Source organism: Candidatus Micrarchaeota archaeon, assembly GCA_028866575.1.
Lineage (GTDB): Archaea > Micrarchaeota > Micrarchaeia > Micrarchaeales > Micrarchaeaceae > UBA12276.
The window spans coordinates 137,549-163,672 of the sequence record JAGWHU010000002.1 but is presented as its reverse complement, the minus strand read 5'-3'; the positions used below and the strand labels follow the sequence as shown (position 1 = coordinate 163,672).

Sequence of the window (26,124 nt, the reverse complement as noted above, 5' to 3'; positions counted from 1 at the left end):
GTCCGTTCGGAACCATATGCAACGCGACAACCACCTCAACATCCACAACCGCACTGACAACAGTGCCTACAACCACCTCCACGTCGCTGACAACTACTACGTCAGTCTCCACGACCGCATCAACCACGTCCATAACCACCACCATACCACAGGGTACCACCTCCTACACAACCACTACGATCTGCCCGATAGGATTCACATGCCCGCCGTCAACGACATCAACTTCCACTTCATCATCAACAACCTCATCACCATCCACGACCATCTGCACTCCTGGCATATCATGCACGTCTTCAACAACCACGTCAATATCCTCAAGCTCATCAACGACAATACCGACAACATCCATCTGCCCGATAGGATTCACCTGCAACCCGTCAACAGCATCAACGTCCACAACGACGAGTTCCACGTCCTACACAACAACCACCATATGTCCTTCAGGCAGCACATGCAACTCAACCACATCCACATCCACGAGCACCATAATACCAACAACCACGACAATCTGCCCGACAGGCATTAACTGCAACCCGTCCACGACATCCACATCATCCTCAACGGTGTCTTCAACATCAGCCCCGACAACCACAATCTGCCCGTCAGGATTCACCTGCACGCCATCATCCACATCAACCACAACATCCACGAGCACCATAGCCCCGACAACAACCACGATCTGCCCGTCAGGCATAACATGCGTGCCATCAACTACGTCCACATCCACATCCACGAGCACCATAGCACCAACAACCACAACCGTATGCCCGATAGGATTCACCTGCACCCCATCCACATCCTCGACATCGTCCATAATGCTTACCACTTCGTCAACCCCGACAACCTCCATCTGCTCAGGAGTCACATGCCAGCTGTCAGTGGCAGATCCTACCGCAGTGAATACGCTGATAGACCAGGGCGAGCCCTCATACATCAGCGACGCAGGCGCAAGCGGCGGAACGCCTCCATACACCTACCAGTGGCTAGTCAGCGTGAACAACCCGATAGGGACATACACCACAGCCAACGCAAACGCAACATGCGGCAAGGTTTCGACAACGCTAAACTGCAGCTTCATAACCAACTACACATCAACCCCGCCAGGAGTATACTACTTCGAGATAAAGGCAACGGACGCAAAGGGACTTACGGCAACATCAGGCTACGTTGTCGTAAAAGTCAACCCGCACCTGGTGCCCATACCAACGCCGACAGTCGTCAACTCGCCGATAATCCAGGGCCAGCAGCTGCTCATAGCAACGGATACAATGCCGAGCCCGTTGAACGGAACGCCTCCGTACACCTACCTGTGGCTCGTGGCCTACAACGGCAGCAAGGTCTATACTCCAGCATCGGTAGTCGAGTGCCTTGCAACCGCAGGGCCTGTAATACCTGGCGAGAGCCTGTACTGCTTCTCGACCACGGCTACGCCGACTGGCAACTACACCTACAAGGTAGAGGTCATAGACAGCGCCGACCCGCAGAACTCGATTTCCGACAACTCAACCCCTGCAATAGTAACATCCCCTGCGCACGGATCCACCTCATCGACCAGCACAACCCTGAACACAACCACATCCTCAACCACGATTAAGCCCACAACAAGCACTACAACCGCCAACACCACGAGCACCATCATAACCTCGACCCAGAAGTCCTCCACGTCCACGCTGCTCTCCTCAACGACAGCCTCATCGACAACTACAGGCACTACAACAACCTCGACAATCTGCCCGATAGGGTTCGTATGCGCCCCGTCCACGTCATCCATGTCCACAAGCTCCACTACGACGATATGCATACCTGGGATTAACTGCGTCACGTCAACGGTATCCACCACGACAATATCCGGCGGAGGCGGAGGAGGAGGCGGCACGGGCGGTGGCGGCGGAGCAGGAGGCGGCGGAGGAGGCTATGCGCCATCGGTGGAATGCAGGCAGAACGGAGGCCTATACTGCACTGCAACGAACATAACGCAGTATGCAACATTCAGCGTCAACCTCTGCAAGACCCAGATAAACGTTACGGAAAACTACATAACGCCAATATATGCTGGTATCACGATAAACAACAGGCAGTACGCCCTCTACCTAAACAACAAGACGCTTCTAGACAACGTAGGGCCCTACTTCTACGTCGAGCTTGTCAACATATCATACCTGCCGATAATACAGACGATAAGGCTCAACTTCTCGGCAACGCAGTGCCCGGTAACCACCACGATACCTCCGGTGAACCAGACGAACACGTCAACCTCGATATCCACCGTAAGGACCACCACGCTAAGGACTACGATCTTCATACCGTTCATAAGCAGCATAACGAGCAGCACCACTGTAGCGGCATCGATAATCATAGCCATCCTCATAATCATAATACTGATACTGCTGATATTCTTCATAATGAGAAAGAGGAAGGAGGAAAAGGAGGAGCAGGAGGCAAGGAAAAGGCAGGGCGGAGGGCAGCAGCCTCCCTATAATCCGCCATCCCCTGGACAGCTGAGGAAATGAAAACCTTGTATCGGAATGGGCATACCTTTCCTTGAAGTACCTGCAAAAACGGGAAACTATAAATACTTTAGATTCGCATATACTTACAGTGATACTAATGGCATTCGCACATGCAGTGGGTTTCAGGAGGGCAAACGCAAGGCTCCTCAGGACAAATCCTACGGCAGTTACATATCATTCTGATCCCTCGGGCATGCTAAGGACAGCCCCGAGCGAAACCTACTTCAATCCAACCAGAAACGCCTCGTACAGCGCGAAGAGCGCGGCGATTAACGCAAGGCCGCAATCCATGGCACCGAGCATGCCGACGTCTGCAAACATATTCTCGCCGCAAAACGTAGCTGGGCTTGAAAAGGTGGCAATAGCCGGATTCGGGCTGTTTGTGGTACTTGGAGCAGCTGCGTATATGGCAAATTCAGTGCTCAACCCGAAAAGGCAGAATAAGTAAAGGTAAAAAAGCTGAATAAATCACAGATCCTTCAGCACGTTCTTTTCCTTCAGCCTGTTTATGTCCAGCATGCTGTATCTCCAGACTATGTCTCCTCTCTCGTCAGTCTGGACTATCCATGGCTTTACTATAACTATGTCGCCGGTCTTTATCCAGAAAGCCCTCCTGAGCCTTCCCGGTATGACGCACAGCCTCTCCTTGTCATCTATGCATTTCACGAAGAACTTGGTGGCTCCGGCAATCCTTGCCACCTTTCCTATTACCTCTCCGGGCTTCGGCAGCTTGAGGGCGCTCTCTATCGGCGTGCCCCTCCTTTGGTCATATCCTCCTTTTCTCCTTATTCAAACACCTAATAATTCTTAACCCAGTACCTGGCACCGCATGCCTCGCATATAAGGTACATTCCCTTCTCCGCCTGCTCGAGGTGCGTGTCTGGCTTCTTGCACTCCTTGCATATGACGTATATCTCGAAGTACTTGTTTATCCTCCTTGATATGTCATCGGCCGGGAACCTCCCGTTTATTATGAGCCTCTGCTCCTCTATGTTCACCGGCACGGAAAACTCCTTGCTTATGTATCTCGCGATATCTGCCGGGTCCCTCCTTGCCATATCAGCTATCGCTGCTATGTTCCTTATTATCGTCTTTGTGCCCTCTGCAAGCACGTCAGGCTTCGGTATCACGAAGTCCGCCCTGTCTGCCGTAAGCTCGGGAAGCCTCGCAAAGGCGCTGTCAAGCAATTTCCTATATTCCTCTTCGCTCAATCGTTACACCAGTAAGAATCAGCAAGTAGAAAATACATTGCAACTTCTTCATTATTTTAGCGCAATTAATGCTTTTAACTCTATCTGTCGGGCAAAAAACGCAGGCTCAAGGGAAAAAATAAGCAGAACTGCCGCTATGCGCCCGTAAAAAGGCAATCGGCGCATACGGGAAACATGCTGGTATCTCAGGACTTGCGAAGCTGCCTGACCGCGATTATTACCAGCGCGAAAATCACTATGACCGCAACGAGGAACTCAAGCGATACAACCCCTCCTATGACTGCTGCAGCCAGCGACTCGGCCCCGCTGAGCTGACTAACGCTTGATATTACGATAAGCTTTGCGGTTTCCGAAACCAAGCTCAATGCCAAAGCTATCACTACTATAGCCCCTATTCCTGCCAAAATGTATAGAACGGGATTGGTCCTGTTCCTCTGACTTGTTTTTTGACTCTTAGCCATATCTTGCACCTATTTAGCCTATTCTAATAAGTTCTCGTTAAGTATTTAAAGTTATCACTCTGGCGGCAAGGCCGCAAAACCGCGTTTAGCGGCATAAAGCTGCTCTAGAGAAACAATTTAATATGTGGCAATTCATTTATCATTGGCAGATAAGGCGGGAAGCTAAGGGTTTCCCATCCGCAAATCCCTTTTGGGCGGGCCAATGCTGGCCGAGTGCTACCGGTGCGCTGCAAGCCTGCACCAAGGCGTTGAGATTTTGCCTTAGGTGATAGCCTGGTATGTGAACCAGGCCAGGCCGGAAGGAGCAACCTTAAGCATATTTAGGCTATGCTCTTAAGATACAGGATTGAGCCGAGGTGCAGCAAACTTGCCTCGTGCAGGTAATGCAGAGCCAGCTTTCTGCCACTGACGGGAAGCGAAGATATTTATATTGGCCGATTCAGAAAAATGGTGTGGTAAGATGCCTAGCGCATTATCGATTGGTAGCAAGCCTGGTACCAAGGCTGATTCCATGCAAAACGATCCGAAAGTTGGCATTATCGAAATTTCCGCGAACAACCGCGCATTATGCAGGGCTGACGGAAGGATATTCGAGCCGCTCGAAATACTCAACCTGCTCAAGCAGGATTGCGCTCAGGCGGAAAGGCTGAAAGGCACGGGCTACTGGCTGGCAGGCGGCCTGAAAAACGGGATATCAGGGCACTGCACAATCGATGAAAACGGCGACCTAGCCAAAATAACCGGCGGGGACTGGATCAGCCTGCCGCCCAACAGGAAGATATACGTGACATCCGGTAAAAATCCGCCGCACTTGACGGTCAAGGCAGCCAGCGACGGAAACATAACATATATTCATATCGATTTTGCCACTGAGCCTTGCGATATGGTAAAAAGCACGATATATTTCCCTGGCGGAAACGGCAATGCATGCGCCCAACTCCTGCGAGCTGAAGAAAAAGGATGAAAGCAGTTGCGCCTTTCCTAATGAGTTAAAAGTCTTCTTAATCAATAATACAACGATGCTGGAGTCGCCTAGTGGTAGGGCGGCAGCCTGCTAAGCTGTTTAGCTAGAAATGGCTTCTGTGGGTTCGATTCCCACCTCCAGCGTTCCATACAGGGATTCGCGTTTCCGAGCCATTAAGCAAAACCTAATAAAAAGAATATGTAAATATGCTTATCATTGCATATAGATTTTGAAATTCGCAACTAGTGGAATACATGGGAGTAATTACAGGAATATTGCTGCTGATAGTGATCGTGCTGCTCGTGGTCGTATTTTATCCCAAGATAATTGCCGCGATACACCTTGCAGGATCGCTGATATCCAACGCGCACCTCGGCTCCAACTACAGCTTTCCTAACGTAAGCACAAACCAGTCAAACCATACTGTAAGTTCCGGGCCAGCCGTGAACTACGCCCTTGAGCTCATAAACAAGGACAGGTCCTCGCACGGGCTCAAGAACGTGACCCTCTCTCCCATATCTTCAGCGCAGCAGCACGCTGCCAGCATGCTGCGGTACGGGTACTTCAGCCATTGGGACATATACGGCATGAAGCCATACATGCGCTATACGCTTGTAGGCGGCCTGGGCTCCGTGCAGGAGAACGTCGCATATACGAAGTCAGGGGTAAAGGCCTGCCTTGGAACGCTGTGCACAAGCTACGGGAACCTAAACGTGACATCCTCATTGTCGCAGATGGAGTACAATATGGTGTACAACGATTCTGCCTGCTGCAACAACGGCCACAGGGACAACATACTCGATCCCAACCACAACCAGGTGTCGATAGGGATAGCATACAACAGCACAACTGTTTATTTCGTGGAGGACTTCATAAACAACTACATAACGTGGCTCAACAGCACCCCGTCAATCAACAACAACGACCAGATGGTGTTTGAAGGCGGGATAACCCCCGGGTACTCGCTCTCAACGATAGAGGTGAGCTACGACCAGCCGCTGCTCAACATGTCGCAGTCCCAGCTGGATCAGACGTCCGAATACGGATACGGGCAGCCTGTTGCTGGAATAGTAAGCAGCCCGGTTGACTACTATCCCTCGCTTACAACAATAGTTGCGGATACGTATTACATAAAGGGCAACGATTTCCTGGTTTCGTTCAACATGAACAAGCTCATCAAGGACAACGGCCCAGGTGAATACACGGTTTCCATCTGGCTCAACGGCACATCCGCAAACAACAGCTTCATAGGCTCAACATATACTATATTCGTCGACCAGAACGGCAACGTGTACCAGCCATCCAAAGTCTAGGGATAGACTATTTACTCCTGCCTATCAGCATGTCGCCGAAAGAACGCAGGAAGTACCTCATAGCGCGCCTCAGCGACTCCCTCCCATCAGCTGTTATCGAGTATACCACTGTCTTGCCCTCCTTCCTTCCATGTATCAGCCCCTTGGAGCTCAGCTCCTTCAATGCCGGGTATATGGTACCAGCCTTGGGCTTCTCCCCCCTCCTCCTTTTTATCTCCTGGGCTATCTCCTCCCCGTGCATCGGCCTTTTGGAGAGCAGGAACAGTATCTGGAAGGATAGAAGCCCGCGCATGTCGCATCCATAATCGTGCATGAGTATCCCTGCAATAAACATAGGACATCATATATATTTAAATATTTATTCGTTTCCTATATATCATCATATATCGGACATCCGATATATGGTGTATGAAATGCATGGACAATGCGGATACGGGTACGGGTTCAGGGGGTTCCTCACGAAGGAGGAACGCATAGAGCTCCTCAAGGAATACAAGGAATCGCTGGAAAATGAGGCAAAGGGCGTTTCCGAGAGGATAAAGGAGCTAGAAAAGGGGAACTAGTTTCCTCTTCTTTTCTTTTTTTGGATTGCTTTTGACCCGCGGTGTTACCCGCGGCAACTCAACGCTTAATAAAGTATAGATGCAGACATATCTATACATTGTAAATAGTTGGTGGAATGGCGTTGCGCGTTGTTGAATACAGGCAGCTTATCCAGATAGTGGCGATGTTCATGCTCGTCCAGTTCACCGGCCTGCTTCTCGCTACGCAAGTATTTACGGGCACGTCATACGTGCAGGTGCAGGGGGTCCAGACAGTGTCATCCTCACTTAACGCGCTGTTCTACATCGCATATATAGTTGTATTCTCAGTTGTGCTGATAATCATATTCAAGATATACAAGGGCGACAAGCTATTCCTTCTTCTTGAGGGAGCGGTGGTGTTCGTTGCGTCCTTCATAGTCTTCCTTGTATCAATATCGGCGCTGCAGGGCGCCGCCTTCTCCAACCTTTACGGCAACGGATCCGTCGTATCGTTGGCAATTGCTGCAGTCCTTGCGTTCGTCCTGGTCTTCGCAAAATACAGGATGCCGCGCCTCAGGAACCTTACTGCCATGATAGCAAGCATAGGCGTGGGACTGGTGCTCGGCCTCAGCTTCAGCTTCGTGGCGGCTATGGTGTTCATGGTGATACTCGCAGCCTACGATTTCATAGCGGTTTTCATAACCAAGCACATGATAGCGCTGGGGAACCTTGCGGTTGAGAAGAACCTGTCGTTCCTCATAATGGTTAACGAAGTGGAGGCCTTCCCTGTGGCTCAGCTCAGCAGGTCCCAGAGGAAGGAATACGAGGACACGAAAAAAGAGGCCAAAGGCCAGGGCAACACTATGACAAAGAGCCTTTCTGAGAAGGGCATGGTCCCGTTCATGGCCAGGACGGCGCTAGGCACAGGCGACCTTGCAATGCCCCTCATGCTCGCCATAGCCGCATACAAGATTAACCTCAATTTCGTGCTCAGCTTCGTGGTTGCCATCGGCGCGGTATTCGGCCTCATCGCAACAATGCTGATATTAAGGAAATACAAGAGGGCGCTTCCCGCAATACCCCCGCTGCTCCTCGGCATATCCGTTTCATTGCTGGTGTACCTGCTGTTGGTGCACCTATGAACAAAATTATTAAGCGTGCGTTTGCAATTATATACCGTGGATGAATGGCCAGGGAGAACAGGCTGGGCTTGAGCCAGGCGATAGTGATCATTGGGGGATTCATAGCCCTGCTATATTCGTTCTACTACATGCAGAGACTCTCATATTCCATAGGCGTATACTCTGGCATATCAAGGACCATAACAGCATACAACATCACGAACCATACCGCTGCCGAGGCCCTTATAGGCTCCATATCTCAGACAACAACGCTTGCGCTTGCGCTAAACCTTACATACGTGCTGCTGCCCTTCGCCGTGCTTATATTCGCGATAGGCACGCTGTGGCTGTTCTCTAGGCAGTACTCCAAGCTGACCGCTACTATGCTGATAATATCCTCAATAATATACCTGATACTCGTGGGGATACTGGAGCTGGATTTCAGCTTCGGCAGCGTGCTCTCCACCTTTCCGATAGCGTACGTGGCAGGCGCACTGGCGCTTGCTGGCGGCTCGTATTCGCTCTACAGCTCCAACTACAGGCAATCTCCGCAGCAGAAGAGGATTGCGCCTACTATAGTCATAAACCCGGAAAGGCCCTACTCGAACATGCGCATGCTCTCTACAAGGCTCATGGGTCGCCTGAACGGCACGATAAAGATACTGGACATGCATTTCGACGTGAATTCGCTGGACAACCTGATGCAGCTCATAGAAAGGCATGCGGACAGGTATACGAGCATACAGGTCCTCACCAGCTCGATGCGGCTTGGCGCGGAGTTCGGGAAATCCTATACCGATTTCAAGAACGAGCTCTCAAACAAGAGGGTGGATTTCGAGCTGCGCGTGCTGGAGCAGACAGAGGCCGCGAAGCAGCACGAGAGGCTCATACTAGACGACAGCATAGCCTACAAGATACCCCCGATAAACATCATAAACAAGAAGAGCGAGCACATCGTTGGCATAAACCACCACGAGGCCGAATCAAAATTCAGCACCCTGTGGCCCAAGGCAACCAAATACGAGAACCTCAAGTGATGAGCGTCATTGTAGACGTATACAATGCAAATATCCTGCAAATCGGATAAGTTTTTATACCTTAAATCCTTATCTATAGTGCTAATTCGCTGATCAGATGATGAAATACATAATGGTAGCTGTAATGATGGGATTTTTGCTCTCCCAGGCAGCGGCCGCAGTTGTCGGAACCGCGTCCATAAGGGCGCCTGCAGTGATACTCGCCAACAACACCGGCAGCCTTACCAACATAAGCGTTGTCGTGACAAACGGCAACGGGAGCGTCAGGATACTAGGCCCTGCAGACGTGGCCGCGTCTACGATACAATCGGCATACACAGCCGCGATTTACGCCTCCAACTACACCGGCCACAATTTCTCAAATTACAACTTCACCTATACGATAGAGGACGCAGGGGACAACGTCTCAGGTCCGAGCGCAGGCGCGGCTATGGCGCTGCTCGCCGTATCAGCATTCAACAACAGGCAGCTCAGGAGCGACTTCACGATGACCGGAACAATAGCGAGCAACGGCAGCATAGGCGAGATAGGCGGAGTGTACGACAAGGTCGGCGCGGCCAAGGTCGCAAGCATGCGCTTGGTGCTGGTGCCGAAGGTGCCGAAAAACGATCCCGAGAACGAGCTGTACCTGCTGGTGCAGACGAATTACGGCATACCTCTGGTACAAGTCGCAAACGTCTCCCAGGCCGCGCATTTCGCATTCAACGGCAGCATAAGCGGGGCAGCCAACGAGACCTCATACAACTTCTACAGGAATTACAACCTCCAATCGGTACCCAACGCCTCAATAAACTGCACCTCGTCCTGCAACACCACGATATTCAGGAAACTGCTCAACGCGACGTTCAACCTTACAAGGGGAGAGATAAACAGCCTGAATTCCAACAGCAACTTCTCCAACGTAAGCAGGCAGTTCGGGATGGTGCTAAACCAGAGCATCGCGCTCTCGAGGAAGGGCTACCTCTACACATCAGCGGACTTCGCGTTCCTTGACTACGTGAACGTATTCTACTTCAACGGCTATCCATCAAGCAGGGGGAGCGCGCTCTCGCTGCTCAACAAGATAAACGGCTCATGCTCCTCGCTTTCGCCGCCACCCCTCACCACAAGGAACTACAACTACGTGATAAACGCAGAGTTGAGGCAGGCATGGGGCAACTACACCATAAACCAGGTGCTGCAAAGCTACAACTCATCGCAGATAGAATCCGATGAGATACTGGACGAGCTTTACCTCGGCGCGCAGGCTAACGGCTGGTGCACAGCTGCTAGCCTTGTATACAACGAGTCGGCGCAGCAGGGCACGTATGTAGCTCCATCAGAGGCGCTGAGGTCCATCGCATACTCGAGGATAAGCAGGGCGCTTCCATTCGGCTCAAGCATATACCTAGCTACGGCGCAGCAGGCATATGCGCAGTCAAACTACCCGCTTGCCATACTTGACGCTGACTATGCCTATTCCATAGCGACGGCATCATCCAACTCATCGCTCTCAACAGCGCAGCTCGACAACCTCACCATGTCCATAGCGCTCAACTCCACGAACGGCGTCTGGGCGACGGAGTTCGCAAAGGAGGCGCAGTTCTACGTGGCGGAGTCGCAGGCGTCCTCAAACTCCACAACAGGCAAGGCCTATGCTGTATCCGGCTATTCCGCTGCGCTGCTAGCGCAGCAGATAAGCAACGACACCAATACGATAACAAGCAACCTGCTGGTTACGCAGGGGCCGCCGCAGCAGGGCATCAACGAGAGCATGATCAGCTACATAAACTACAGCCAGGAGCTGATATACTCGCTCATAATCGTAGTCATAATACTGCTCATGATAAATACGGCGCTGATAATAATGATAATGAGAAAGATAAGGCCTGAAAGGGCACAAGGGGCCCGCAGAAGGCGGACAAGAGCAAGGAAGTGATACAATGGGAATATTGCCAGGAAAGAGGTGCAGCTCATGCGGGCACCTCACGCACGAATACACGGAATTCAAATGCCCCAACTGTGGGAAGGGCAACATAATAAGGGACGAGCACTGCAGGGAGATAACGAACCTCTACAGGTGTGAGGTTTGCGGATTTGAGGGACCGTGATGTCGAAGGTAGCGGTGCTGTTCAAGGTCTACCCCAAGGAGGGGGTTTCAGCCGAGGCGCTGGCCGACGCGGTTAAAAGGGATACTAGCCCTGCAGGCATGCAAATCGATGACGTGGCGTTCGGGATAAAGGTCGTCAAGGCGATGTTCAAGTTCGACGATTCCGAGACCAGCTCGTCAAAGATAGAGGAAAAGCTGAGGGCAGTCAAGGGCGTCGGGGAAATAGAGGTAATGGAGGAAGGGCTGCTATGATGCTGGGTGGTTGAATGATAAGCAACATGAACACTGTAACGAGGCATAACGGAAAGGAGAGCGAGAGCATAAATCCGTATCCGGATCTCCTCAGGAGGGACAGGCAGCTGTCTGAAGCAATATCCTCGCCTTACAAAGAGCTTCGGGAACTGTACCTGAATTCAAGCTCGGAAGTCAGGGCGAAGATCGCATGCAGCGACGCCACGCCGATAAAGCTGCTGGACGAGATCGTGGAATCAAAGAGCGAGATTCCCGCAATAAAGGAAGCTGCAATGGACAACATGCACAGATTTTACCATCACGGATTGCTATGAATCCGCTGCGTGTTTGGCTTATTTGCGCAGCCCTGAAACGCTAGTGAAGCAATGATAAAGTCGATAGAACTTGTCAACTGGAAAACGCACAAGCGCACGCACATGAACTTCCAGAAAGGGGTCAATGTGCTCGTGGGGGTCATGGGCGCCGGGAAAAGCTCAGTGATAGACGGAATATCATTCGGTCTCTTCGGGACATTCCCGTCCCTTAACCACAAGAGGACTACCATAGACAACCTCATATCGGACAGGCCGTCAATCGAGGAGAATGCGGAAGTGAGGATAACCTTCACGATAGGGAATGACGAGTACTCCGTAACGAGGAAGATAAAGCGCGGAGGCAGCACGTCCGCAAGGCTTGAGAAGAACAGCGAGTACCTGCAAACCCAGCCAGGCAGGGTAAACGAGGAAGTGGAGGGCATAATAAAGACCGATTACGACACATTCTCCAGGGCGATATACGCAGAGCAGAACGGGATAGACTATTTCCTTGAGCTCACCAAGGGGGACAGGAAGAGGCAGATAGACCAGATGCTCGGGCTTGACAGCTTCGCCAAGGCCGAGGAAAATTCGGTATCGCTCATCAACAGCATGAAGTACATAGTCTCGGAAGACGAGAAGATCCTCGCGCAATCGGACATGAAGGGGCTGAAGGTCCAGCTCGAGAGGCTGGCAGCGGAAAAGGGCGCGCTCTCGGAGGAGCAGAAGGAGCTCTCAAGGCTGGCAAGGGAAAAGGAGTCGGAGCTGAAGAGGCTTTCATCGGATCTCTCCGAAATAAAATCAAAATACGAGAAGAGCAAGGAGCTTGAAAGGGAGAGCGCCGGAATGTCCGGGAAGATCGATGCGCTGGGAAGGGAGCTGAAGAAGATAGAGTCGATGGGAATCGAGGCAGGGGACATAGGCTCCGAGCTGAAGGCAAGGCAGAAGGAGCTCGAGTCGCGCGATTCGGAAATAAGGAAAACCAGGAAGGAGGAGTCTGAGCTGCTCAAGATGGTAGCTGATGCTGATGCCATAGTGGGGATAAACGAGAAGAAGGCGCTTGAGAAGGCAAGGCTCTCGGAATCCGTGAAGGGCAAGGCACTCGAAAGCATGGAAAGCGCGCTGAGGGAGGAGGAATCGCACCTGCAGGAGTCGAACAGGGAGATATCGTCGCTTGCAGGGAGAAAGGACGACATAAGGAAATGGGCCAAGGAGCTGGCGGAGCACATAAGCAAATGCCCGGTGTGCGAGAGGGAGCTCGATGAAAAAACCAGGAAGGCGCTGCTTGACCAGAAGAACGCAGCCCTGAAGGACATCGACTCTGCGATGAAGAAACTGGAAGCCGCGGCAAAGGATGCCACTGCAAGCATCTCGGAATCAAGGAAAGAGCTCGAGAGGACAAGGCTGGAGCTAGCAAAGCTAGCGGATTACCAGGGCATCGAGGCGCTGATATCCGAGAATTCGTCCAAGGCGAAGAAAGGCAGGGAGGAGCATTCAAGAATGGTTGAAAAGGCTGAGAAGCTGGCGAAGGAGAGCGAAAGGCTGAACAAGGAAATAGGCGAGCTCAAGGTAAAAATGGATTCAGCTGCAAGGGCGGAGAAGTACAGGAGCGAGATAAAGGAGATGGCAGCCGCGCTCGAAAGGCTATCCGTTGAAATGAAGGGACTGAAATTCGACGAGAAGAAGCTGTACGAGCTGCAGGAAATGATCACCAGGGGCAGTTCCTCCCTCAGCGAGATAAGCAGCAGGGTTAAGGGCAACGAGCGCTATATCAAGGGACTGGAGGCGCAGATAGCCGACAAGGCAAAGGAGATATCAAACATAAACGCGATAAGCGAGCGCATAGAGAAGAAAAGAATCCAGATAAGCAACATGAACAGGTTCCGCACAGCGCTCATGGAGACAGAGTCGCAGCTCAGGAACAGCATGGTCACATCGATAAACATGCTCATGCAGGACATCTGGACCGAGCTATACCCGTACGGCGATTATATCGGGATAAAGCTGGACGCAAGGAAGGACGATTACCTCCTGCAGGCGTGCACCGGGGAGGATGCCAACGGCAGCAAGTCCTGGATAGAGATGGACGGCATAGCTAGCGGGGGCGAGCGGAGCATCGCATGCCTCACGATGAGGATAGCGCTCGCGATGGTCATAGTCCCGAACCTCAGGTGGCTTATACTGGACGAGCCCACCCACAACATAGACGAAAACGGAATAAACAAGTTCATAGAGGTGCTGGGCAGCAAGCTGCCGAACATAGTGGAGCAGATATTCATAATAACGCACGACAGCGCGCTGAAGGGCATAACCTCAGCAAGGGTCTACAGCCTTGAGAGGAACAAGGACAAGAACGAATACACTTCCATTGCCGAATCCTGAGATGCTGTCAGATTCCACCAAGCCCGAAATCATCAGCAGATTCCTTTGCGGATTCTGCGCCGGAAAGTATCTGCGGGCTCTTGACCCCCGTGAATATCGCTATTACCTCTACCCTTCCGTTGTATTCGGGCTCTATCCTCGCGCCCCATATCACGTTCGCGTTGGGCGCGGAATTCTCAGAGAGCTTCGCCGCTATCTGGTTCACCTCACCCAAGGTAAGGTCGTCCCCTCCCACTATGTATATCATTATCCCGGTGGTGCCCTCGTAATCCACATCCAGCAGCTTGTTCCTGAGGGTGCTCTGCACCACCTCGTCTACGCGCCCAGGGCCCCTTCCCTCGCCTATGCTTATCATGGCCAGGCCGCCGTTCCTCATTATCGTCCTTATGTCCGCGAAGTCTATGTTTACGAGCCCTGGCCTGTTTATCGTCTCAGTTATCCCCTTTACAGCCCTTGATGCTACCTCGTCGGCCACCTTGAACGCCTGGTCTATCGCTAGGTTCTTGTATACCTCGACGAGCTTCTGGTTGTCTATCACTATGAGCGTGTCGCAGTTCCTGCTGAGCTCCTCTATGCCCTTTTTCGCGGTCCTCAGCCTAACCCTCTCAAGCGCGAACGGGTACGTGACTATGCCGACTACGAGGGAGCCGCCCTCCTTTGCGATGCCGGCTACTACCGGCGCGGCACCTGTGCCTGTTCCGCCTCCCATGCCTGCTGTTATGAACAAAAGATTGCTTCCCCCTATTACCCTCTCTATCTCGCCCTTGGAGTATTCCGCCGCCTTTGCGCCCATTTCCGGGAAGCCTCCAGCGCCGAGCCCCCTGGTCAGGGTTCCGCCTATGAGCACCCTCTTTACCGAGGGATTGAGCGTGTTGAGGTGCTTGCCGTCAGTGTTTATGGCGACAAGATCTGCGCCAACTATGTTGAGCTTGCTCATCCTCTGGACGGTATTGGATCCCCCTCCGCCTATCCCGCAAACGGATATCTTCGCCCTGAAAATACTATCGGTTGAAGCCTGCTGGTTGAGTGCGCTTTCCAAGATGCTCATGATACCACTTAGATTATAATACAGAATAAGTTATTAAAAAGTTTGGCATTCGCATAAAGGTCTACGGATGCATTATGGTCAGCGCTTTCAGTAAGATTTTTAAATATATCTTTTGTAATATGAATCATAGGTGTAATATATGTTACCTTCCACACAGCGAAAGGCCCAAAGCGCCATGGAGTACCTGATGACTTATGGTTGGGCAATTTTGATAATAGCGGTAGTGCTTGGAGCACTATTCTCTCTCGGAGTGTTTAGCGGCTCATCATTGCTAGGAAACGCCTGCATTGCGCAGTCCGGATTCCTGTGCCAGAACCCTGTATACGTGCACTCAACCGGATACATACAGGTGCAGGTTGGCCAGAACACAGGGCAGAACTGGGCAAAAGCCAACTTCACGTTCGTACCGCAGGGTACGCCTACGGATGCTGGAGGAGTGCCTAGCGTACCATTCAATGCACCGATAGCGGTCAATACGCCGACAGGATTATTGAGCGGCCAGACGCAAACAATATCCCTATCTGCGAATGACGTCGTAAATACGCCAGTAAGCGTTGGAGTAGCTGCAACAGGTGCAATATGGGCTCAGTATAAGACAACACAGCCGGGAGCGCCCCTCCAATATACTGAAATCGCAACAATAAACATAAAGGCTTCGTAATCAGGAAGCCTTTTCTTTTTTCTTTTTTGTTATTTTTATTTTCATAGTCTCGGAAAGTATAATATTTGTTAGCTTCTCTAATAACTGGGATGATTCCATAGCAAAAGAACATTTTGGAAGGAAGGCCCAAAGCGCCATGGAGTACCTGATGACCTATGGTTGGGCTATACTTGTAATAGCAGTCGTTTTGTCCGCGCTTTTCGCATTGGGGGTTTTCAATGGCAATACGATATCCGAAAATACATGCATAGCTACTCCCGGATTCCTCTGCAAGACGCCGATATACAGCCATTCAGATGCAAACATAATCGTAACGATAGGGCAGAGCACAGGAACCAGCTGGACTAGCGCAAACATCGTATTCGTGCCGCAGGGCACCCCGAACGTCAACGGTGTGCCTTCAATATCATTCAATTCTACTCCTGCCAACACCATGCTGTCAGTACAGGGAATGCCCACTGGAGCTACGGAAACGCTTTACCTTCCTGTCAATAGCATAACGTTCCCGGTGTCCATCGGGACTGTGGAAGTGGGCACCATATGGGCAGAGTATTATTACCAGGTTACGTCGCAGGGAATAGAGCAGACGTACGGCCCGGCATACGTGCAAATAGCTTCATTGAACCTTAAGGCCTCCTGAAGGTCATCTGTTCCTTATCTCCTTCAGCTCCTCCTTCATCTTGAGCAGCTCCATTAGCTCGTTTGCGCTGAGCAGCGGCTTGGGCAGCCTTTCCGTATCGTCTATGGCCATCCTAGGGCATGCGGTATTGACAAACGCGTCGAATTCCAGCATGTTGCCCAGCGACCCGAAATCGAACGTGTTTGCGACAAGCAGCTGCGCCTGCAATCCCTTCGACTCTATCCTTTCCTTGAGTATCTTCCCAAGGTTCATGTTGTGCTGCCCGTTCTTAGTGCTTACCATTATGCCGAACCTTGTGGCGTTTACCGATGCAAGCACCTTTCCCCTGCTCCTCTTCCTGTATTTTTCCCTCATGCCGTCTATGAAATCTATGCTGCCTGCGAACGGCTCTATTGCAAGGAAGGGCTTCGTTGTCGAAAGCAGAGCCCCGAGCGGATGGAAAAGTCCGCCGCCGAAATATACGAACGCATCAACCTCCCTGTCAATCGTTGCGGCGCTGCCGACGTCGCACCCTAGTATCTGGCCCCGCCTCTTCGCGAAGCCGTACGGCTTTCCTATGCTTATTTTCTTACCCCTGCTTTCGTAAAACGAGCGTATGTCGTCAAGCTGGTGCACGTGCTGTATGGTGGTGACTATGCCCAGCCTTTCGTAGCCCTTAAGGTAGTCAAGCGAATCCTCGAGAAGCCCAAGGGGCGCGTCTATGCTGTACTCAACGTACTCAACATTGAAATCCACGTGGTGGAACTCCCCGTGGCCGAAATGGATCAGCTTCTCCGCCTTTATGCTCCTTGCCTCGTCAAGCGCCAGGTCGCACGCCCCGAAAGTGGGCGACGCTGATATGAAAACCTCATCTCCCTTGCTCTCGAGGATCCTGGCGTGCTCAAGCGCCTTCTGCTTTAGGCCCTCAGGAAACTGCAGCAATATTCTCATTTAACTTACCTAAACGCATGAAAAGAAGTCACACCGCCCTTATCTTGTATGTGCCGGACAGCTTTGACGAGGCCCTGTGCAGCGCCTCCACTGCCGCGGCCTTGTTTGACTTGACTGTCAACACCCTGAAAACCGCCTGGCCCTTCTTAAGCCTTGCAGCTATGAACGTCGGCCTTCCGAAAGCCTGGCTCATTCCCCTTGATATCCTGTCAGCTCCGGCACCCGTTGCCATCTTGTGCTCCCTTATGACATTGTGCGGATATACAAGCACCTTGAACGAGAAGTTCTGCGGTATATTGCTCTCCAGGTACTTGTTGGTTGTCTGCCTTGCAGCTTCCAGCGCGTTGGACCTGAGCTGTATTGGCTGCTCGGTCCTGAGCGTGACCTCAAGGTCGTAGGTGTCCTTTTTGACGCCCATGTTGAAAACGAGAAGGCTTGTATGCGGCAGGGCCCTGACGTAATTCTTCCTCGGCTTCTTCAGCGAATACCTTGCCCATGCCTGCGAGTTGGGATTCCTCATGGTCCTTGCAGGCCTTAGTCTTGCCATTCTAATCACTCATAGTAACAGTCTACCTTAGGATAAGGTATAACGATAAGTATAATTTAGCTGGATAAGGTATAAATAAGTTGGGATTTCCCGGAGTGCCGGATTGCGAATCCTACAGCAACTTATATAAACCGAGCAGAAGAATTCCTAGTGTTACGAATCGTGATTCCATGCAGGAGGAGCTTGACCCGTTCAGGATATCTCAGGAGCAGTTTGACGAAGCTGCAGAATTGATGGGGCTCGACAGGCAGGCCCGCGGCATATTGAGGGAGCCGGCGGAAGTGCTCACGGTAAACATACCGGTAAAGATGAGGGACGGCTCAACAAAGACGTTCACGGGCTTCAGGGTGCATTACAACACTGCACGGGGCCCTGCAAAAGGCGGCATAAGGTTCCATCCGCAGGAGAATCTGGATACCGTCAAGGCGCTCTCCGCATGGATGACCTGGAAGTGCTCCCTTGCAGATATACCTTTCGGAGGGGGCAAGGGCGGAATAATATGCGACCCGAAAAAGCTGAACGGCTACGAGCTGGAGAACCTGACAAGGGCATACGTGAGGGCCATATACAAGTTCATGGGCCCGTCAATAGACATACTCGCGCCAGACGTTTACACCACGCCGCAGATAATGGCGTGGATAATGGACGAGTACAGCAGATTGGCGGGAAGGGATGTCTTCGGCGCAGTCACCGGAAAGCCGTTGGAGGTCTGGGGCTCAAAGGGCAGGAGCGACGCAACAGCGACAGGAGGCATGTACGTGCTCAGGGAGGCTGCAAAGTACAGGAAGATAAACCTGAAGAAGGCAAGCATAGCCATACAGGGATTCGGAAACGCCGGCAACTTCGCGTTCTCCCTTTCTAAGAGGTTCTTCGGCTCCAGGGTTGTTGCGGTAAGCGACTCGAACGGCGCGATATACAACAAGAAGGGGCTTGACTACGATAGGGTGATGGATGCAAAGAAGAAAGGCGGGACCGTGCAGGCTTATGCTGGTGCAGAGAAGCTCACGAACGAGCAGCTCCTTGAGCTGGACGTGGATGTCCTTATACCTGCAGCCATAGAGAACCAGATAACAGGTAGCAACGCAGACAAGATAAAGACCAAGCTGCTGCTCGAGCTCGCGAACGGGCCTGTGACCCCTGAAGCGGACAAGTTGCTTGCCGAAAGGAAGATATTCGACATGCCAGACTTCCTGGTAAACTCCGGAGGCGTAATAGCCTCATATTTCGAATGGCTCCAGAACACTAGCGGATACTACTGGACGGCGGAGGAGGTGTACAGCAGGCTTGATGCGATAATAACGAAATCCTTCAAGGACGTGATGGCCAAGCAGCAGGAATACGCGAAGGCGGGCAGGAGCGTGAGCACAAGGATGGCCGCGTACACGATAGCGATAGACAGAGTAGCTAAGGCGATGAAGTACAGGGGCTGGTATTAGCAGTGCATCCGATGCGCGAACTGCTGGGAACTTAGCTGGAGAAAACGGTTAAATAATATGCACTACCAATTCTAGTTACCGCATTTGTTACACTGGCGTTTGTTGAATTGGTGAAAAAATGAACGTAACAACAAAGCAAAAAAAGACTGATGAAGTCAGTCAGCAAAAGGCGAAAGCCGAGCAGAAACGCGGCGCCGAATCCGAGAAAGTGGATCCGTACGTTGCAGAGCGAATACAGAACCGCAAGATACAGAAAGAGGTCCAGACCATGCTGCGAAGAGCATGAATGGCCTCGATGCAAAACGCGCGCTTTTAAGCTGCAATCGGACAATCAGCCTGTTTCTATCCTGAAATCCGGATATCTTTCATGCAGCAACTGCCTGGCAGTTTCAAAATCGGGAGGCCCGAAGGTCGTGCTTGCCCCCCATATCCTTATGAATTTTCCCTCCATGACTATGTGGAGCCATCCCCCGCCAGTAACTTCAGCCTCTATGCCCTTGTCCAGGCCATCGAGCAGCTCCATGTATATGTCGTTGTGGAACTCCGCTGCGCTCGCCCTGAATATCATCATGCTTTTCTGGCCCTCCTTCAACTTTACGAGTATGAACTTAACCGCCCTGCCGAAAGCGTCTTCGCTTATTTGCACATCATCAATGTCTTCAAGCATGCGGCACCACTAAAGCATGGACCTGTATTTCCTCATTATTTCCGCGCTTACCATTTTCACGTCCCTGTTACCGTCTATGTTTACCCATTTGCCTTCGTATGAGGTTTCAAGTTTCCTGTATCCAATTTCCAGCTTCCTTAGCATGTCAAGCCTGTCGAAACGCTCAGCGGCCTTGTTCCTTGATGTTACCCTCCTGTATGCCTCGTTCGGGTCAACCCCTATGAAGAACACCACATCCGGCCTCGGGAATATCTCGCTCATCTTCATGAAGTACTCCATGTATAATTTCTTTTCAACAGAGCCTGCGCTTCCGTAGACGGCTGTGGACATCCAGTACCTGTCCTGCACCACGGTATTCCCCTTTCTGAGTCCCGGCTCGACCACCCTTTCCATGTGGTTCTTCCTGTTCGCCATGTAAAGCAGCTGCAATGTTGCGTTGCTGACCCTGTTCTCCCTTTTTTCCTTCAGCTCCTTCCTTATCAGCTTCCCTATGCTGTCGGATTCCCACGGCTCCTCTGTGAGTATCGCATTGCTTTTCTTCCTTATTGAGTTGTAGAATATTCTGGCCTGGGTGCTCTTTCCCGAGCCCTCTATTCCCTCGAAAACTATGTATCTTCCGCCGGCCATCCAATCACCCCGAACCAAGGAACCTGTCAGCCTCTTTGCGCAGCCTGCCGCTTTCCAGGATTATTTTCAGCCATGGCGTGTATGTACTGCTGTTTGCCACGATGTCCTTTTCAAGCTCGTCCAGCCCTATCCATTTCCAGTCCATTACCTCATTCCCGTCAGGCTCCGGATCGCCGTCATGCATTCCGAAGAATATGTGCAGGAACTCGTGCTCCATCAGTCCGTTGCTGACCTGCGTCCTGTAGGTTATGCTGTATGCCTCCTTGAGTTCGCAATCGAATCCCATCTCATTCCTCAGGCTCCTGTGAGCCGAATCCTGGGCGCTTTCCCCCTCGTAGCAGTTGGTGCAGCAGGTATTGGACCAGAGAAGCCCCGAATGGTATACTCCCCTTGCGCGCTGCTGGAGCATCAGCCTTCCGCTCGAATCAAAGATATAAACCGAAACCGCCCTGTGCAGGTCCCCGTTCCTGTGCGCCTCCATCTTGCCTTCCAGCCCTACGGCGTTGTCCCGATCATCAACAAGTATTACTTTTTGCTCCATCTGCCTACTCACTATCGTGCTTCACAAGCCTTACTATCCCCGCCTTGGGCCTGTAGAGATCTCCTATCCTCTCAAGCTCGCTTATGTACTTGTTCACGGCATTTTCGTCTATGCCCTCCTTCGATGCCTCCTCCACCACGCGCTGTATCTTTGCCACGCTTTCCGTATCCTCAAGCCGCTTTATTATCATTGTAATCGAGTTGATCTTGTCCACCTTCTCCCTAGGCATTCCGGTCAGTATGGTGTCTATGTCCCTCCTTCCTCCCCTGTCTACGGCAAGCGTCTTCAGCATGTGCTCGCTTAGCTCTATCGCCCTCTCTGCATCAAGCACCTCCACTATCTTGGAGAGCCTGGACTTGGCGCTTGCCTCTGCCATCCTTACAAGTCCTTCTATCTGCCTGGGGGTTATAGCAGTCGCACCGCTCTTCTGGCCCAGCTGCCTGAGCTCTATGTAGTATTCCTGTATCTTGTTTGCCGCATCCTCACTCAGCCTCGGCTGCACCGCCTTCCTAGAATAAGCTATGTACCTTCTAAGAAGCTCGCTCCCTATCGGGGGCAGCTCAACCTGCTCATATTCCTGTATCTCCGCTATCTGCGCGCCGGCAGCCTGGTGCTGCAGGAGTATGTGCCTTGCTATGCTCTTGTCCTGCTCCGAATCCATTGTGTCCTTTATCGGGAATATGAGATCGAACCTCGAGAGGAGCGTAGTGGGGATGTCGAACTGCTCTGCAGGATACATGTTCGGATCGAACCTTCCGTATCTCGGGTTGGCAGCCGCAAGGACCGCCGCCTTGGCGGTGAAGGTTGCTACTATTCCCGCCTTCGCGACGCTAATGGTCTGCGACTCAAGGGCTTCATGGAGGGCAGCCCTGTCGTCCTCGCTTATCTTGTCGAATTCGTCTATCGAGACTACGCCGCCGCTGCCCAGTACGAGAGCTCCGGCCTTGAGCGTCCATCCTCCCTCGGAGAACTCGTCGCGCTCAGCAACAGCAGTCATTCCTCCGCCTGTTACGGACTTGCCGCTCACGTATATGCCCTTCGGGACCAGCCTTGAAACCGCCTGAAGGATCCTAGTCTTTGCGCTTCCCGGGTCTCCTATTAGCAATATGTGCATGTCGCTCCTTATGTCACCCCCGTCAACAAGGTGCTTTCCCGGGGTTCCGCCGAAGAGCTGCAGGGTCACGGCCTGCTTTATCTCGTCGTAGCCGTATATGGACGGAACTATAGACCTGGTTATCTTGTCGAATATGTCAGGGCTCTTGGAGAGCTCTATTATCTCCCTTTCCTGCTGCTCGGATATCGGTATGTCTGTGAATTCCTTCTGCTTAGGGGTTATCGCAACGGTATCGAGGAACATCGTATAGAGGTTGCCCTCAATCTTGCCCCTGTTGTTGCGCCTCGGCCTTATCCTGAGTATTCCGGTGAGCTCTATCCTGTCCCCCGGAACTACCGTATTCACAAGGTCGTCCTCTATCCACACCTCGAGCTGCCATGTCGGCGTGTTTCCCCTAAGCTTTTCAAGCGGATCCTGCACCGCTATCTTCTGCAGGTTTATGAACTGGGATTCCTTTGTGTCAGGCTTCAGCGACCTCCTCTTGCACTGCGGGCACAGTTCGGGTATCTCGTCCCTGTCTACCCTGAACTTCTGGAGGTAGCCGCAGTAGGTGCACTTGTATGTGCCAACCTTAACCTTCGGGTTTATCTCGGACCTTTTGACGACAAGGCTGTCCAGCATTATCATCTTGCCTATGAAGGATGAACCGACGTCCTGCACCAGCGGGGTATTGAACGTCTGCCCGTAGAACCTCGGATGCGGCTCCCTCTCCTTGATGTCGATGTCCTTGAGCTTGTCCTTCAGCGACTCTATTGCTGCCTCCATTATGGTGTCCGGGTTCTCCACGAGCTCGCTCGCAAGCTCCGGATCGAACCTGCTTAGGAGCTTTATGTCTATCTCGAGGCTCCTCTTGTCGGGGAAAGAGGTTATTATGTCCGCTATGCTGTCCTTGCAGTAAGTGTCGAAAAACTCGTCGAATTTGCTCTTTATGGCATCTAGCATAGCATCTGCCAAAGGATCACCAATACCCCCGTTAGGAAAGCTAAAGTGGGGTGATAACTAATATAAACATGACACTAAATAATATTAGGGGAACTATCCTTATAAGCCTTTTTGCGGGTATGCATTTCCATTAGGATATTGTCAAACGTTGCTTAATAAAAAATGGGATAATATGGCCGAAGAACGCATAGACGTGCTGGATGAAAGCGGAAGGAAGACGGGAGCCACAAAAACGAAGAAGGAGGCGCATAAAAGAGGATTATGGCACGGGGCTTCTCATATATGGATATACAACACGAAAGGAAAAATATTATTGCAGAAACGTTCAATGGAAAAGGACAGCTGGCCCGGCAAGTGGGACGTATCTGCGGCAGGGCACATATCTGCCGGGGAAACTCCAAAAAAGGCAGCGTTGCGGGAACTGAAGGAAGAAGTTGGAATAAGCGCAAAACCAACTGACTTGAAGCGAATTATTGTAAGCAAAGACTGCGTGAAATTGCGTGATAATTATGATAATAAAGAGTTCCAGTCCGTATACCTGTACAAGCTATCCAAAATTCCAAAAGAGCTGCAGAAGGAGGAAGTCGAAGCAGTGAAATTTGTTCCGTTATCAGAACTTGAAAGGGAACTGAAAGATCCAAGAAAATCTGATAAATACGTGCCGCACGGGTATTATCCGGATTTGGTGAAAATACTTAAAAAGTTCATCGGGTAAATTCTGGTTTGGTTTGAAAAGTGGCGATAAAATAAGCGAAAATGGTAAAGGATTCTATGTAACAACGGCAATACCGTACGTCAACGCAGCACCGCACATAGGATTCGCCCTGGAGCTGGTGCAGGCTGACGTAATTGCAAGATATCATAGGATAAAAGGCGAAAAGGTAATACTGCTTACCGGATCGGACGAAAACAGCATCAAGAACGTCAAGGCCGCGGAGAAGCAGAAGATAAGCACGCAGGAACTCGTTGATAGGAACGCGCAAGCGTTCAAGGATGTTGCTAAAAGTTTGAACGTGTCGTATGACAGGTTTGCAAAGTCATCCATAAAGGAAGAGCACTGGGAGGGCGTAGGAAAACTATGGGAGCTTGCGGACAGGAACGGCGACATATACAAGAAAAAATACTCGGGATTGTATTGCCCGGAATGCGAGCAGTTCTACAAGGAGAATGAGCTTGTAGGTGGTTTGTGCCCTGAGCACCATATAAAACCTGAATTGATCGAAGAGGAAAACTATTTTTTCAAGCTGTCAAAGTACCAAGACAAAATAAAGGAGCTGCTTGAAACGGGGAAACTGGAAGTTGTTCCGTCAAGCAGGAAAAACGAGGTGCTCGGCTTCGTGAAGGAAGGCCTCGATGATTTCAGCATATCAAGATCGTCGTCAAGGGCAAAGGGATGGGGAATACCAGTGCCAAATGACCAGAGCCAGATAATATACGTCTGGATGGATGCCCTTGTGCTTTACCTAACAGGCATAGGCTACGGAAAGGACGAATCCATGTTCGGTCAGTGGTGGCCTGCGAATGTGCATGTGATTGGGAAAGGAATAATAAAATTCCACGCCCTTTACTGGCCTGCGTTCCTGCTGTCAGCGAAACTGGAGCTGCCAAAAAAAGTTTTTGTGCACGGTTATATTACTATAGAAGGCCAGAAGATAAGCAAGTCCCTAGGGAATGTTATAAACCCGCTCGACCTTCTAAAGACCTACCGGGCTGATGAGATACGATATTATCTGATAAGGGAAATACCGACATTCCAGGACGGGGACTTCTCGGAATCTGCGCTGAAGGACAAGATTAACAAGGAGCTGCTCGGCGACCTCGGGAACCTGGTCAACAGGGTGCTTACCCTGGCGGAAAATTCCAAGCTTGACAAATTTACTGGCAATGGCGAACTCAAAACAAAATTCAATCTAGAAAGCATAGACAATAAAATGGACGCGTTGGAACTGCATCACGCGCTTGACGAAATAATGGAATTCGTGAGGTATTGCAACAAGTATGTAAACGACAAAAAGCCGTGGACGCTTCAGGGCAGCGACCTTGAAGGGGTGCTGTATAATCTTCTCGAGTCCCTTAGGGTTATATCCATACTGCTATACCCGTTCATACCTTCCACATCGGAGAAAATCGCGGCGAAACTGGGCATGAAGAATGAAGAACTAATGCTTTCCAACTGCAGGTTCAGGAAGGAATTCAGCGAGAAGATCACAAAAGGGGAACTGCTTTTCACGAAGGTGTAGCAAGAGTCACCTTATGGTGCTGCCAGGGGATATCTCCTTTTCCGGCCTCACGAGGACCACGTTCGTGCCGTCGTCAGCGGCGAGCAGCATTCCCTCCGAAACGAAGTTGGCTATCCTTTTGGGCTCCAGGTTCGTCACGACTATTATGTCCGTGTTGAGCAGCTCTTCCCTTGAGTAATACCCCTTCAGCCCAGCAACAAGGTTGCGCGTTCCCAGTTCCCCAAGATCAACCTTCAGCTTGTACATCGGCTTCCTTGATCCTTCAAGATCTTCAACCTCTATTATCCTGCCTACGCGCAATCCCATGGATGCGAAGTCGCTTATCGTAACCATTTGAACACACCCGTAATCGTATAACCTTGTAAGGATTGCTTTAATTATATATGTGCGGATAGGTTCGGCTCAAATGCAATCCCTCCTAAGCTTGTTTTCCCTGGCGCGCAGCGATTCCACCAATATGGCGTAAATCTCTACCTCTACAGTCCTTTTCTGTTTTGCCTCAGCCTTCCTCAAGAGCTCATTCATATACCTTATCTCCTTCTGCACCTTGTTGACTTTGTTTTTGTATTTCATT

At 51.3% G+C, this 26,124-nt stretch carries 31 protein-coding genes, 1 tRNA gene and 1 other RNA gene; 20 read left to right on the top strand and 13 right to left on the bottom strand.

Going from position 1 to position 26,124, the window contains the following annotated elements; translation table 11 throughout:
• The coding region (locus tag KGI06_02095) for a hypothetical protein (protein MDE1871008.1) at window positions 1-2,510 on the top strand (2,510 nt) is incomplete at its 5' end.
• Between the two features lie 97 nt (window positions 2,511-2,607).
• Window positions 2,608-2,958, top strand: coding sequence for a hypothetical protein (locus KGI06_02090; GenBank protein ID MDE1871007.1), 351 nt, complete (start codon window positions 2,608-2,610; stop codon window positions 2,956-2,958).
• Window positions 2,959-2,978: 20 nt separating this feature from the next.
• Here KGI06_02090 and KGI06_02085 read toward each other — a convergent pair whose 3' ends face one another.
• The 3 genes from KGI06_02085 to KGI06_02075 all read right to left on the bottom strand — a co-directional run bounded on the left by KGI06_02085 (window position 2,979) and on the right by KGI06_02075 (window position 4,182).
• Window positions 2,979-3,257, bottom strand: a complete 279-nt coding sequence (locus KGI06_02085) for a translation initiation factor IF-1A (GenBank protein ID MDE1871006.1) — start codon at window positions 3,255-3,257, stop codon at window positions 2,979-2,981.
• A gap of 50 nt (window positions 3,258-3,307) precedes the next feature.
• Window positions 3,308-3,721 carry a translation initiation factor IF-2 subunit beta gene (locus tag KGI06_02080; GenBank protein ID MDE1871005.1) on the bottom strand — a complete coding sequence of 138 codons (414 nt, stop codon included), beginning with the start codon at window positions 3,719-3,721 and terminating at the stop codon, window positions 3,308-3,310.
• A gap of 185 nt (window positions 3,722-3,906) precedes the next feature.
• Window positions 3,907-4,182 carry a hypothetical protein gene (locus KGI06_02075; protein MDE1871004.1) on the bottom strand — a complete coding sequence of 92 codons (276 nt, stop codon included), beginning with the start codon at window positions 4,180-4,182 and terminating at the stop codon, window positions 3,907-3,909.
• Between the two features lie 145 nt (window positions 4,183-4,327).
• Between KGI06_02075 and ffs the strand changes: the two genes are divergently transcribed.
• The 4 genes from ffs (at window position 4,328) to KGI06_02055 (ending at window position 6,459) form a co-directional block, all read left to right on the top strand.
• Window positions 4,328-4,585: signal recognition particle sRNA large type (gene ffs, locus KGI06_02070), an RNA gene on the top strand.
• A 57-nt stretch (window positions 4,586-4,642) separates the two neighbouring features.
• Window positions 4,643-5,146 (top strand): hypothetical protein, encoded by a 504-nt coding sequence (locus KGI06_02065; protein MDE1871003.1) that lies wholly within the window; start codon window positions 4,643-4,645, stop codon window positions 5,144-5,146.
• A 57-nt stretch (window positions 5,147-5,203) separates the two neighbouring features.
• Window positions 5,204-5,289 (top strand) — tRNA-Ser (locus tag KGI06_02060).
• A gap of 111 nt (window positions 5,290-5,400) precedes the next feature.
• Window positions 5,401-6,459 carry a CAP domain-containing protein gene (locus KGI06_02055; protein MDE1871002.1) on the top strand — a complete coding sequence of 353 codons (1,059 nt, stop codon included), beginning with the start codon at window positions 5,401-5,403 and terminating at the stop codon, window positions 6,457-6,459.
• A 7-nt stretch (window positions 6,460-6,466) separates the two neighbouring features.
• Here the strand turns inward: KGI06_02055 and KGI06_02050 are convergent, their stop codons facing one another.
• The gene (locus KGI06_02050; protein MDE1871001.1) at window positions 6,467-6,772 is read right to left on the bottom strand and encodes a PadR family transcriptional regulator; all 306 of its coding nucleotides are present in this window, start codon (window positions 6,770-6,772) and stop codon (window positions 6,467-6,469) included.
• A 100-nt stretch (window positions 6,773-6,872) separates the two neighbouring features.
• Between KGI06_02050 and KGI06_02045 the strand changes: the two genes are divergently transcribed.
• From KGI06_02045 to KGI06_02010, 8 genes are all read left to right on the top strand, one after another.
• Window positions 6,873-7,022, top strand: coding sequence for a DUF5320 domain-containing protein (locus KGI06_02045; protein MDE1871000.1), 150 nt, complete (start codon window positions 6,873-6,875; stop codon window positions 7,020-7,022).
• A 116-nt stretch (window positions 7,023-7,138) separates the two neighbouring features.
• Entirely contained in the window at window positions 7,139-8,125 is a 987-nt protein-coding gene (locus KGI06_02040) for a hypothetical protein (GenBank protein ID MDE1870999.1), read from the top strand.
• Between the two features lie 44 nt (window positions 8,126-8,169).
• Window positions 8,170-9,141 (top strand): hypothetical protein, encoded by a 972-nt coding sequence (locus KGI06_02035; GenBank protein MDE1870998.1) that lies wholly within the window; start codon window positions 8,170-8,172, stop codon window positions 9,139-9,141.
• A 97-nt stretch (window positions 9,142-9,238) separates the two neighbouring features.
• Window positions 9,239-11,059, top strand: coding sequence for a hypothetical protein (locus KGI06_02030; protein ID MDE1870997.1), 1,821 nt, complete (start codon window positions 9,239-9,241; stop codon window positions 11,057-11,059).
• A gap of 4 nt (window positions 11,060-11,063) precedes the next feature.
• On the top strand, window positions 11,064-11,231 hold the full coding sequence (locus tag KGI06_02025; GenBank protein ID MDE1870996.1) for a DUF1610 domain-containing protein: 168 nt from the start codon (window positions 11,064-11,066) through the stop codon (window positions 11,229-11,231).
• Complete coding sequence (locus KGI06_02020; GenBank protein ID MDE1870995.1) at window positions 11,231-11,482, top strand: hypothetical protein; 252 nt, start codon at window positions 11,231-11,233, stop codon at window positions 11,480-11,482. Before KGI06_02025 ends, KGI06_02020 begins: the two co-directional genes overlap by 1 nt.
• A gap of 14 nt (window positions 11,483-11,496) precedes the next feature.
• Window positions 11,497-11,796: a hypothetical protein gene (locus KGI06_02015; protein ID MDE1870994.1), complete on the top strand. Its 300-nt coding sequence runs from the start codon at window positions 11,497-11,499 to the stop codon at window positions 11,794-11,796.
• A gap of 51 nt (window positions 11,797-11,847) precedes the next feature.
• Window positions 11,848-14,157 (top strand): hypothetical protein, encoded by a 2,310-nt coding sequence (locus KGI06_02010; GenBank protein MDE1870993.1) that lies wholly within the window; start codon window positions 11,848-11,850, stop codon window positions 14,155-14,157.
• A 7-nt stretch (window positions 14,158-14,164) separates the two neighbouring features.
• Here the strand turns inward: KGI06_02010 and ftsZ are convergent, their stop codons facing one another.
• Complete coding sequence (ftsZ, locus tag KGI06_02005; GenBank protein MDE1870992.1) at window positions 14,165-15,205, bottom strand: cell division protein FtsZ; 1,041 nt, start codon at window positions 15,203-15,205, stop codon at window positions 14,165-14,167.
• A gap of 139 nt (window positions 15,206-15,344) precedes the next feature.
• Here ftsZ and KGI06_02000 point away from each other — a divergent pair, with 139 nt between their 5' ends.
• Window positions 15,345-15,866, top strand: coding sequence for a hypothetical protein (locus tag KGI06_02000; protein MDE1870991.1), 522 nt, complete (start codon window positions 15,345-15,347; stop codon window positions 15,864-15,866).
• Window positions 15,867-16,014: 148 nt separating this feature from the next.
• The gene (locus tag KGI06_01995) at window positions 16,015-16,506 is read left to right on the top strand and encodes a hypothetical protein (GenBank protein MDE1870990.1); all 492 of its coding nucleotides are present in this window, start codon (window positions 16,015-16,017) and stop codon (window positions 16,504-16,506) included.
• A gap of 3 nt (window positions 16,507-16,509) precedes the next feature.
• Here KGI06_01995 and dph2 read toward each other — a convergent pair whose 3' ends face one another.
• Window positions 16,510-17,436: a diphthamide biosynthesis enzyme Dph2 gene (gene dph2 / locus KGI06_01990; protein ID MDE1870989.1), complete on the bottom strand. Its 927-nt coding sequence runs from the start codon at window positions 17,434-17,436 to the stop codon at window positions 16,510-16,512.
• Window positions 17,437-17,464: 28 nt separating this feature from the next.
• Entirely contained in the window at window positions 17,465-17,983 is a 519-nt protein-coding gene (locus tag KGI06_01985) for a 50S ribosomal protein L16 (GenBank protein ID MDE1870988.1), read from the bottom strand.
• A gap of 170 nt (window positions 17,984-18,153) precedes the next feature.
• On the opposite strand from KGI06_01985, the gene KGI06_01980 reads away from it, so the two are divergent.
• Complete coding sequence (locus KGI06_01980; protein MDE1870987.1) at window positions 18,154-19,419, top strand: Glu/Leu/Phe/Val dehydrogenase; 1,266 nt, start codon at window positions 18,154-18,156, stop codon at window positions 19,417-19,419.
• A gap of 118 nt (window positions 19,420-19,537) precedes the next feature.
• Window positions 19,538-19,705 (top strand): hypothetical protein, encoded by a 168-nt coding sequence (locus tag KGI06_01975; GenBank protein MDE1870986.1) that lies wholly within the window; start codon window positions 19,538-19,540, stop codon window positions 19,703-19,705.
• Window positions 19,706-19,750: 45 nt separating this feature from the next.
• Here KGI06_01975 and KGI06_01970 read toward each other — a convergent pair whose 3' ends face one another.
• The 4 genes from KGI06_01970 to KGI06_01955 are packed head-to-tail and all read right to left on the bottom strand — an operon-like array spanning window position 19,751 to window position 23,322.
• On the bottom strand, window positions 19,751-20,086 hold the full coding sequence (locus KGI06_01970; GenBank protein ID MDE1870985.1) for a hypothetical protein: 336 nt from the start codon (window positions 20,084-20,086) through the stop codon (window positions 19,751-19,753).
• A gap of 9 nt (window positions 20,087-20,095) precedes the next feature.
• A complete protein-coding gene (gene tmk / locus KGI06_01965; GenBank protein MDE1870984.1) occupies window positions 20,096-20,713 on the bottom strand; it encodes a dTMP kinase in 618 nt (205 codons plus the stop codon).
• A 4-nt stretch (window positions 20,714-20,717) separates the two neighbouring features.
• Window positions 20,718-21,254, bottom strand: coding sequence for an isopentenyl-diphosphate Delta-isomerase (gene idi / locus KGI06_01960; GenBank protein ID MDE1870983.1), 537 nt, complete (start codon window positions 21,252-21,254; stop codon window positions 20,718-20,720).
• A 4-nt stretch (window positions 21,255-21,258) separates the two neighbouring features.
• Window positions 21,259-23,322, bottom strand: coding sequence for a minichromosome maintenance protein MCM (locus KGI06_01955; GenBank protein ID MDE1870982.1), 2,064 nt, complete (start codon window positions 23,320-23,322; stop codon window positions 21,259-21,261).
• Window positions 23,323-23,482: 160 nt separating this feature from the next.
• On the opposite strand from KGI06_01955, the gene KGI06_01950 reads away from it, so the two are divergent.
• Complete coding sequence (locus KGI06_01950; GenBank protein ID MDE1870981.1) at window positions 23,483-24,025, top strand: NUDIX domain-containing protein; 543 nt, start codon at window positions 23,483-23,485, stop codon at window positions 24,023-24,025.
• A gap of 31 nt (window positions 24,026-24,056) precedes the next feature.
• Window positions 24,057-25,550 (top strand): methionine--tRNA ligase, encoded by a 1,494-nt coding sequence (locus tag KGI06_01945; protein ID MDE1870980.1) that lies wholly within the window; start codon window positions 24,057-24,059, stop codon window positions 25,548-25,550.
• Window positions 25,551-25,556: 6 nt separating this feature from the next.
• Here the strand turns inward: KGI06_01945 and KGI06_01940 are convergent, their stop codons facing one another.
• Together KGI06_01940 and KGI06_01935 are read right to left on the bottom strand one after the other, a co-directional pair.
• On the bottom strand, window positions 25,557-25,883 hold the full coding sequence (locus KGI06_01940) for a tRNA-binding protein (protein ID MDE1870979.1): 327 nt from the start codon (window positions 25,881-25,883) through the stop codon (window positions 25,557-25,559).
• Window positions 25,884-25,952: 69 nt separating this feature from the next.
• On the bottom strand, window positions 25,953-26,123 hold the full coding sequence (locus tag KGI06_01935) for a hypothetical protein (GenBank protein ID MDE1870978.1): 171 nt from the start codon (window positions 26,121-26,123) through the stop codon (window positions 25,953-25,955).
• Between the last annotated feature and the right edge of the window lies 1 nt (window position 26,124).

Coding starts and splice junctions, on each gene's coding strand:
- KGI06_02090 (MDE1871007.1), top strand. CDS start 2,608: ATGGCATTCGCACATGCAGTGGGTTTCAGGAGGGCAAACGCAAGGCTC.
- KGI06_02075 (MDE1871004.1), bottom strand. CDS start 4,182: ATGGCTAAGAGTCAAAAAACAAGTCAGAGGAACAGGACCAATCCCGTT.
- KGI06_02065 (MDE1871003.1), top strand. CDS start 4,643: ATGCCTAGCGCATTATCGATTGGTAGCAAGCCTGGTACCAAGGCTGAT.
- KGI06_02055 (MDE1871002.1), top strand. CDS start 5,401: ATGGGAGTAATTACAGGAATATTGCTGCTGATAGTGATCGTGCTGCTC.
- KGI06_02050 (MDE1871001.1), bottom strand. CDS start 6,772: ATGCACGATTATGGATGCGACATGCGCGGGCTTCTATCCTTCCAGATA.
- KGI06_02045 (MDE1871000.1), top strand. CDS start 6,873: ATGCATGGACAATGCGGATACGGGTACGGGTTCAGGGGGTTCCTCACG.
- KGI06_02040 (MDE1870999.1), top strand. CDS start 7,139: ATGGCGTTGCGCGTTGTTGAATACAGGCAGCTTATCCAGATAGTGGCG.
- KGI06_02035 (MDE1870998.1), top strand. CDS start 8,170: ATGGCCAGGGAGAACAGGCTGGGCTTGAGCCAGGCGATAGTGATCATT.
- KGI06_02030 (MDE1870997.1), top strand. CDS start 9,239: ATGATGAAATACATAATGGTAGCTGTAATGATGGGATTTTTGCTCTCC.
- KGI06_02025 (MDE1870996.1), top strand. CDS start 11,064: ATGGGAATATTGCCAGGAAAGAGGTGCAGCTCATGCGGGCACCTCACG.
- KGI06_02020 (MDE1870995.1), top strand. CDS start 11,231: ATGTCGAAGGTAGCGGTGCTGTTCAAGGTCTACCCCAAGGAGGGGGTT.
- KGI06_02015 (MDE1870994.1), top strand. CDS start 11,497: ATGATAAGCAACATGAACACTGTAACGAGGCATAACGGAAAGGAGAGC.
- KGI06_02010 (MDE1870993.1), top strand. CDS start 11,848: ATGATAAAGTCGATAGAACTTGTCAACTGGAAAACGCACAAGCGCACG.
- ftsZ (MDE1870992.1), bottom strand. CDS start 15,205: ATGAGCATCTTGGAAAGCGCACTCAACCAGCAGGCTTCAACCGATAGT.
- KGI06_02000 (MDE1870991.1), top strand. CDS start 15,345: ATGTTACCTTCCACACAGCGAAAGGCCCAAAGCGCCATGGAGTACCTG.
- KGI06_01995 (MDE1870990.1), top strand. CDS start 16,015: ATGACCTATGGTTGGGCTATACTTGTAATAGCAGTCGTTTTGTCCGCG.
- dph2 (MDE1870989.1), bottom strand. CDS start 17,436: ATGAGAATATTGCTGCAGTTTCCTGAGGGCCTAAAGCAGAAGGCGCTT.
- KGI06_01985 (MDE1870988.1), bottom strand. CDS start 17,983: ATGGCAAGACTAAGGCCTGCAAGGACCATGAGGAATCCCAACTCGCAG.
- KGI06_01980 (MDE1870987.1), top strand. CDS start 18,154: ATGCAGGAGGAGCTTGACCCGTTCAGGATATCTCAGGAGCAGTTTGAC.
- KGI06_01975 (MDE1870986.1), top strand. CDS start 19,538: ATGAACGTAACAACAAAGCAAAAAAAGACTGATGAAGTCAGTCAGCAA.
- KGI06_01970 (MDE1870985.1), bottom strand. CDS start 20,086: ATGCTTGAAGACATTGATGATGTGCAAATAAGCGAAGACGCTTTCGGC.
- tmk (MDE1870984.1), bottom strand. CDS start 20,713: ATGGCCGGCGGAAGATACATAGTTTTCGAGGGAATAGAGGGCTCGGGA.
- idi (MDE1870983.1), bottom strand. CDS start 21,254: ATGGAGCAAAAAGTAATACTTGTTGATGATCGGGACAACGCCGTAGGG.
- KGI06_01950 (MDE1870981.1), top strand. CDS start 23,483: ATGGCCGAAGAACGCATAGACGTGCTGGATGAAAGCGGAAGGAAGACG.
- KGI06_01940 (MDE1870979.1), bottom strand. CDS start 25,883: ATGGTTACGATAAGCGACTTCGCATCCATGGGATTGCGCGTAGGCAGG.
- KGI06_01935 (MDE1870978.1), bottom strand. CDS start 26,123: ATGAAATACAAAAACAAAGTCAACAAGGTGCAGAAGGAGATAAGGTAT.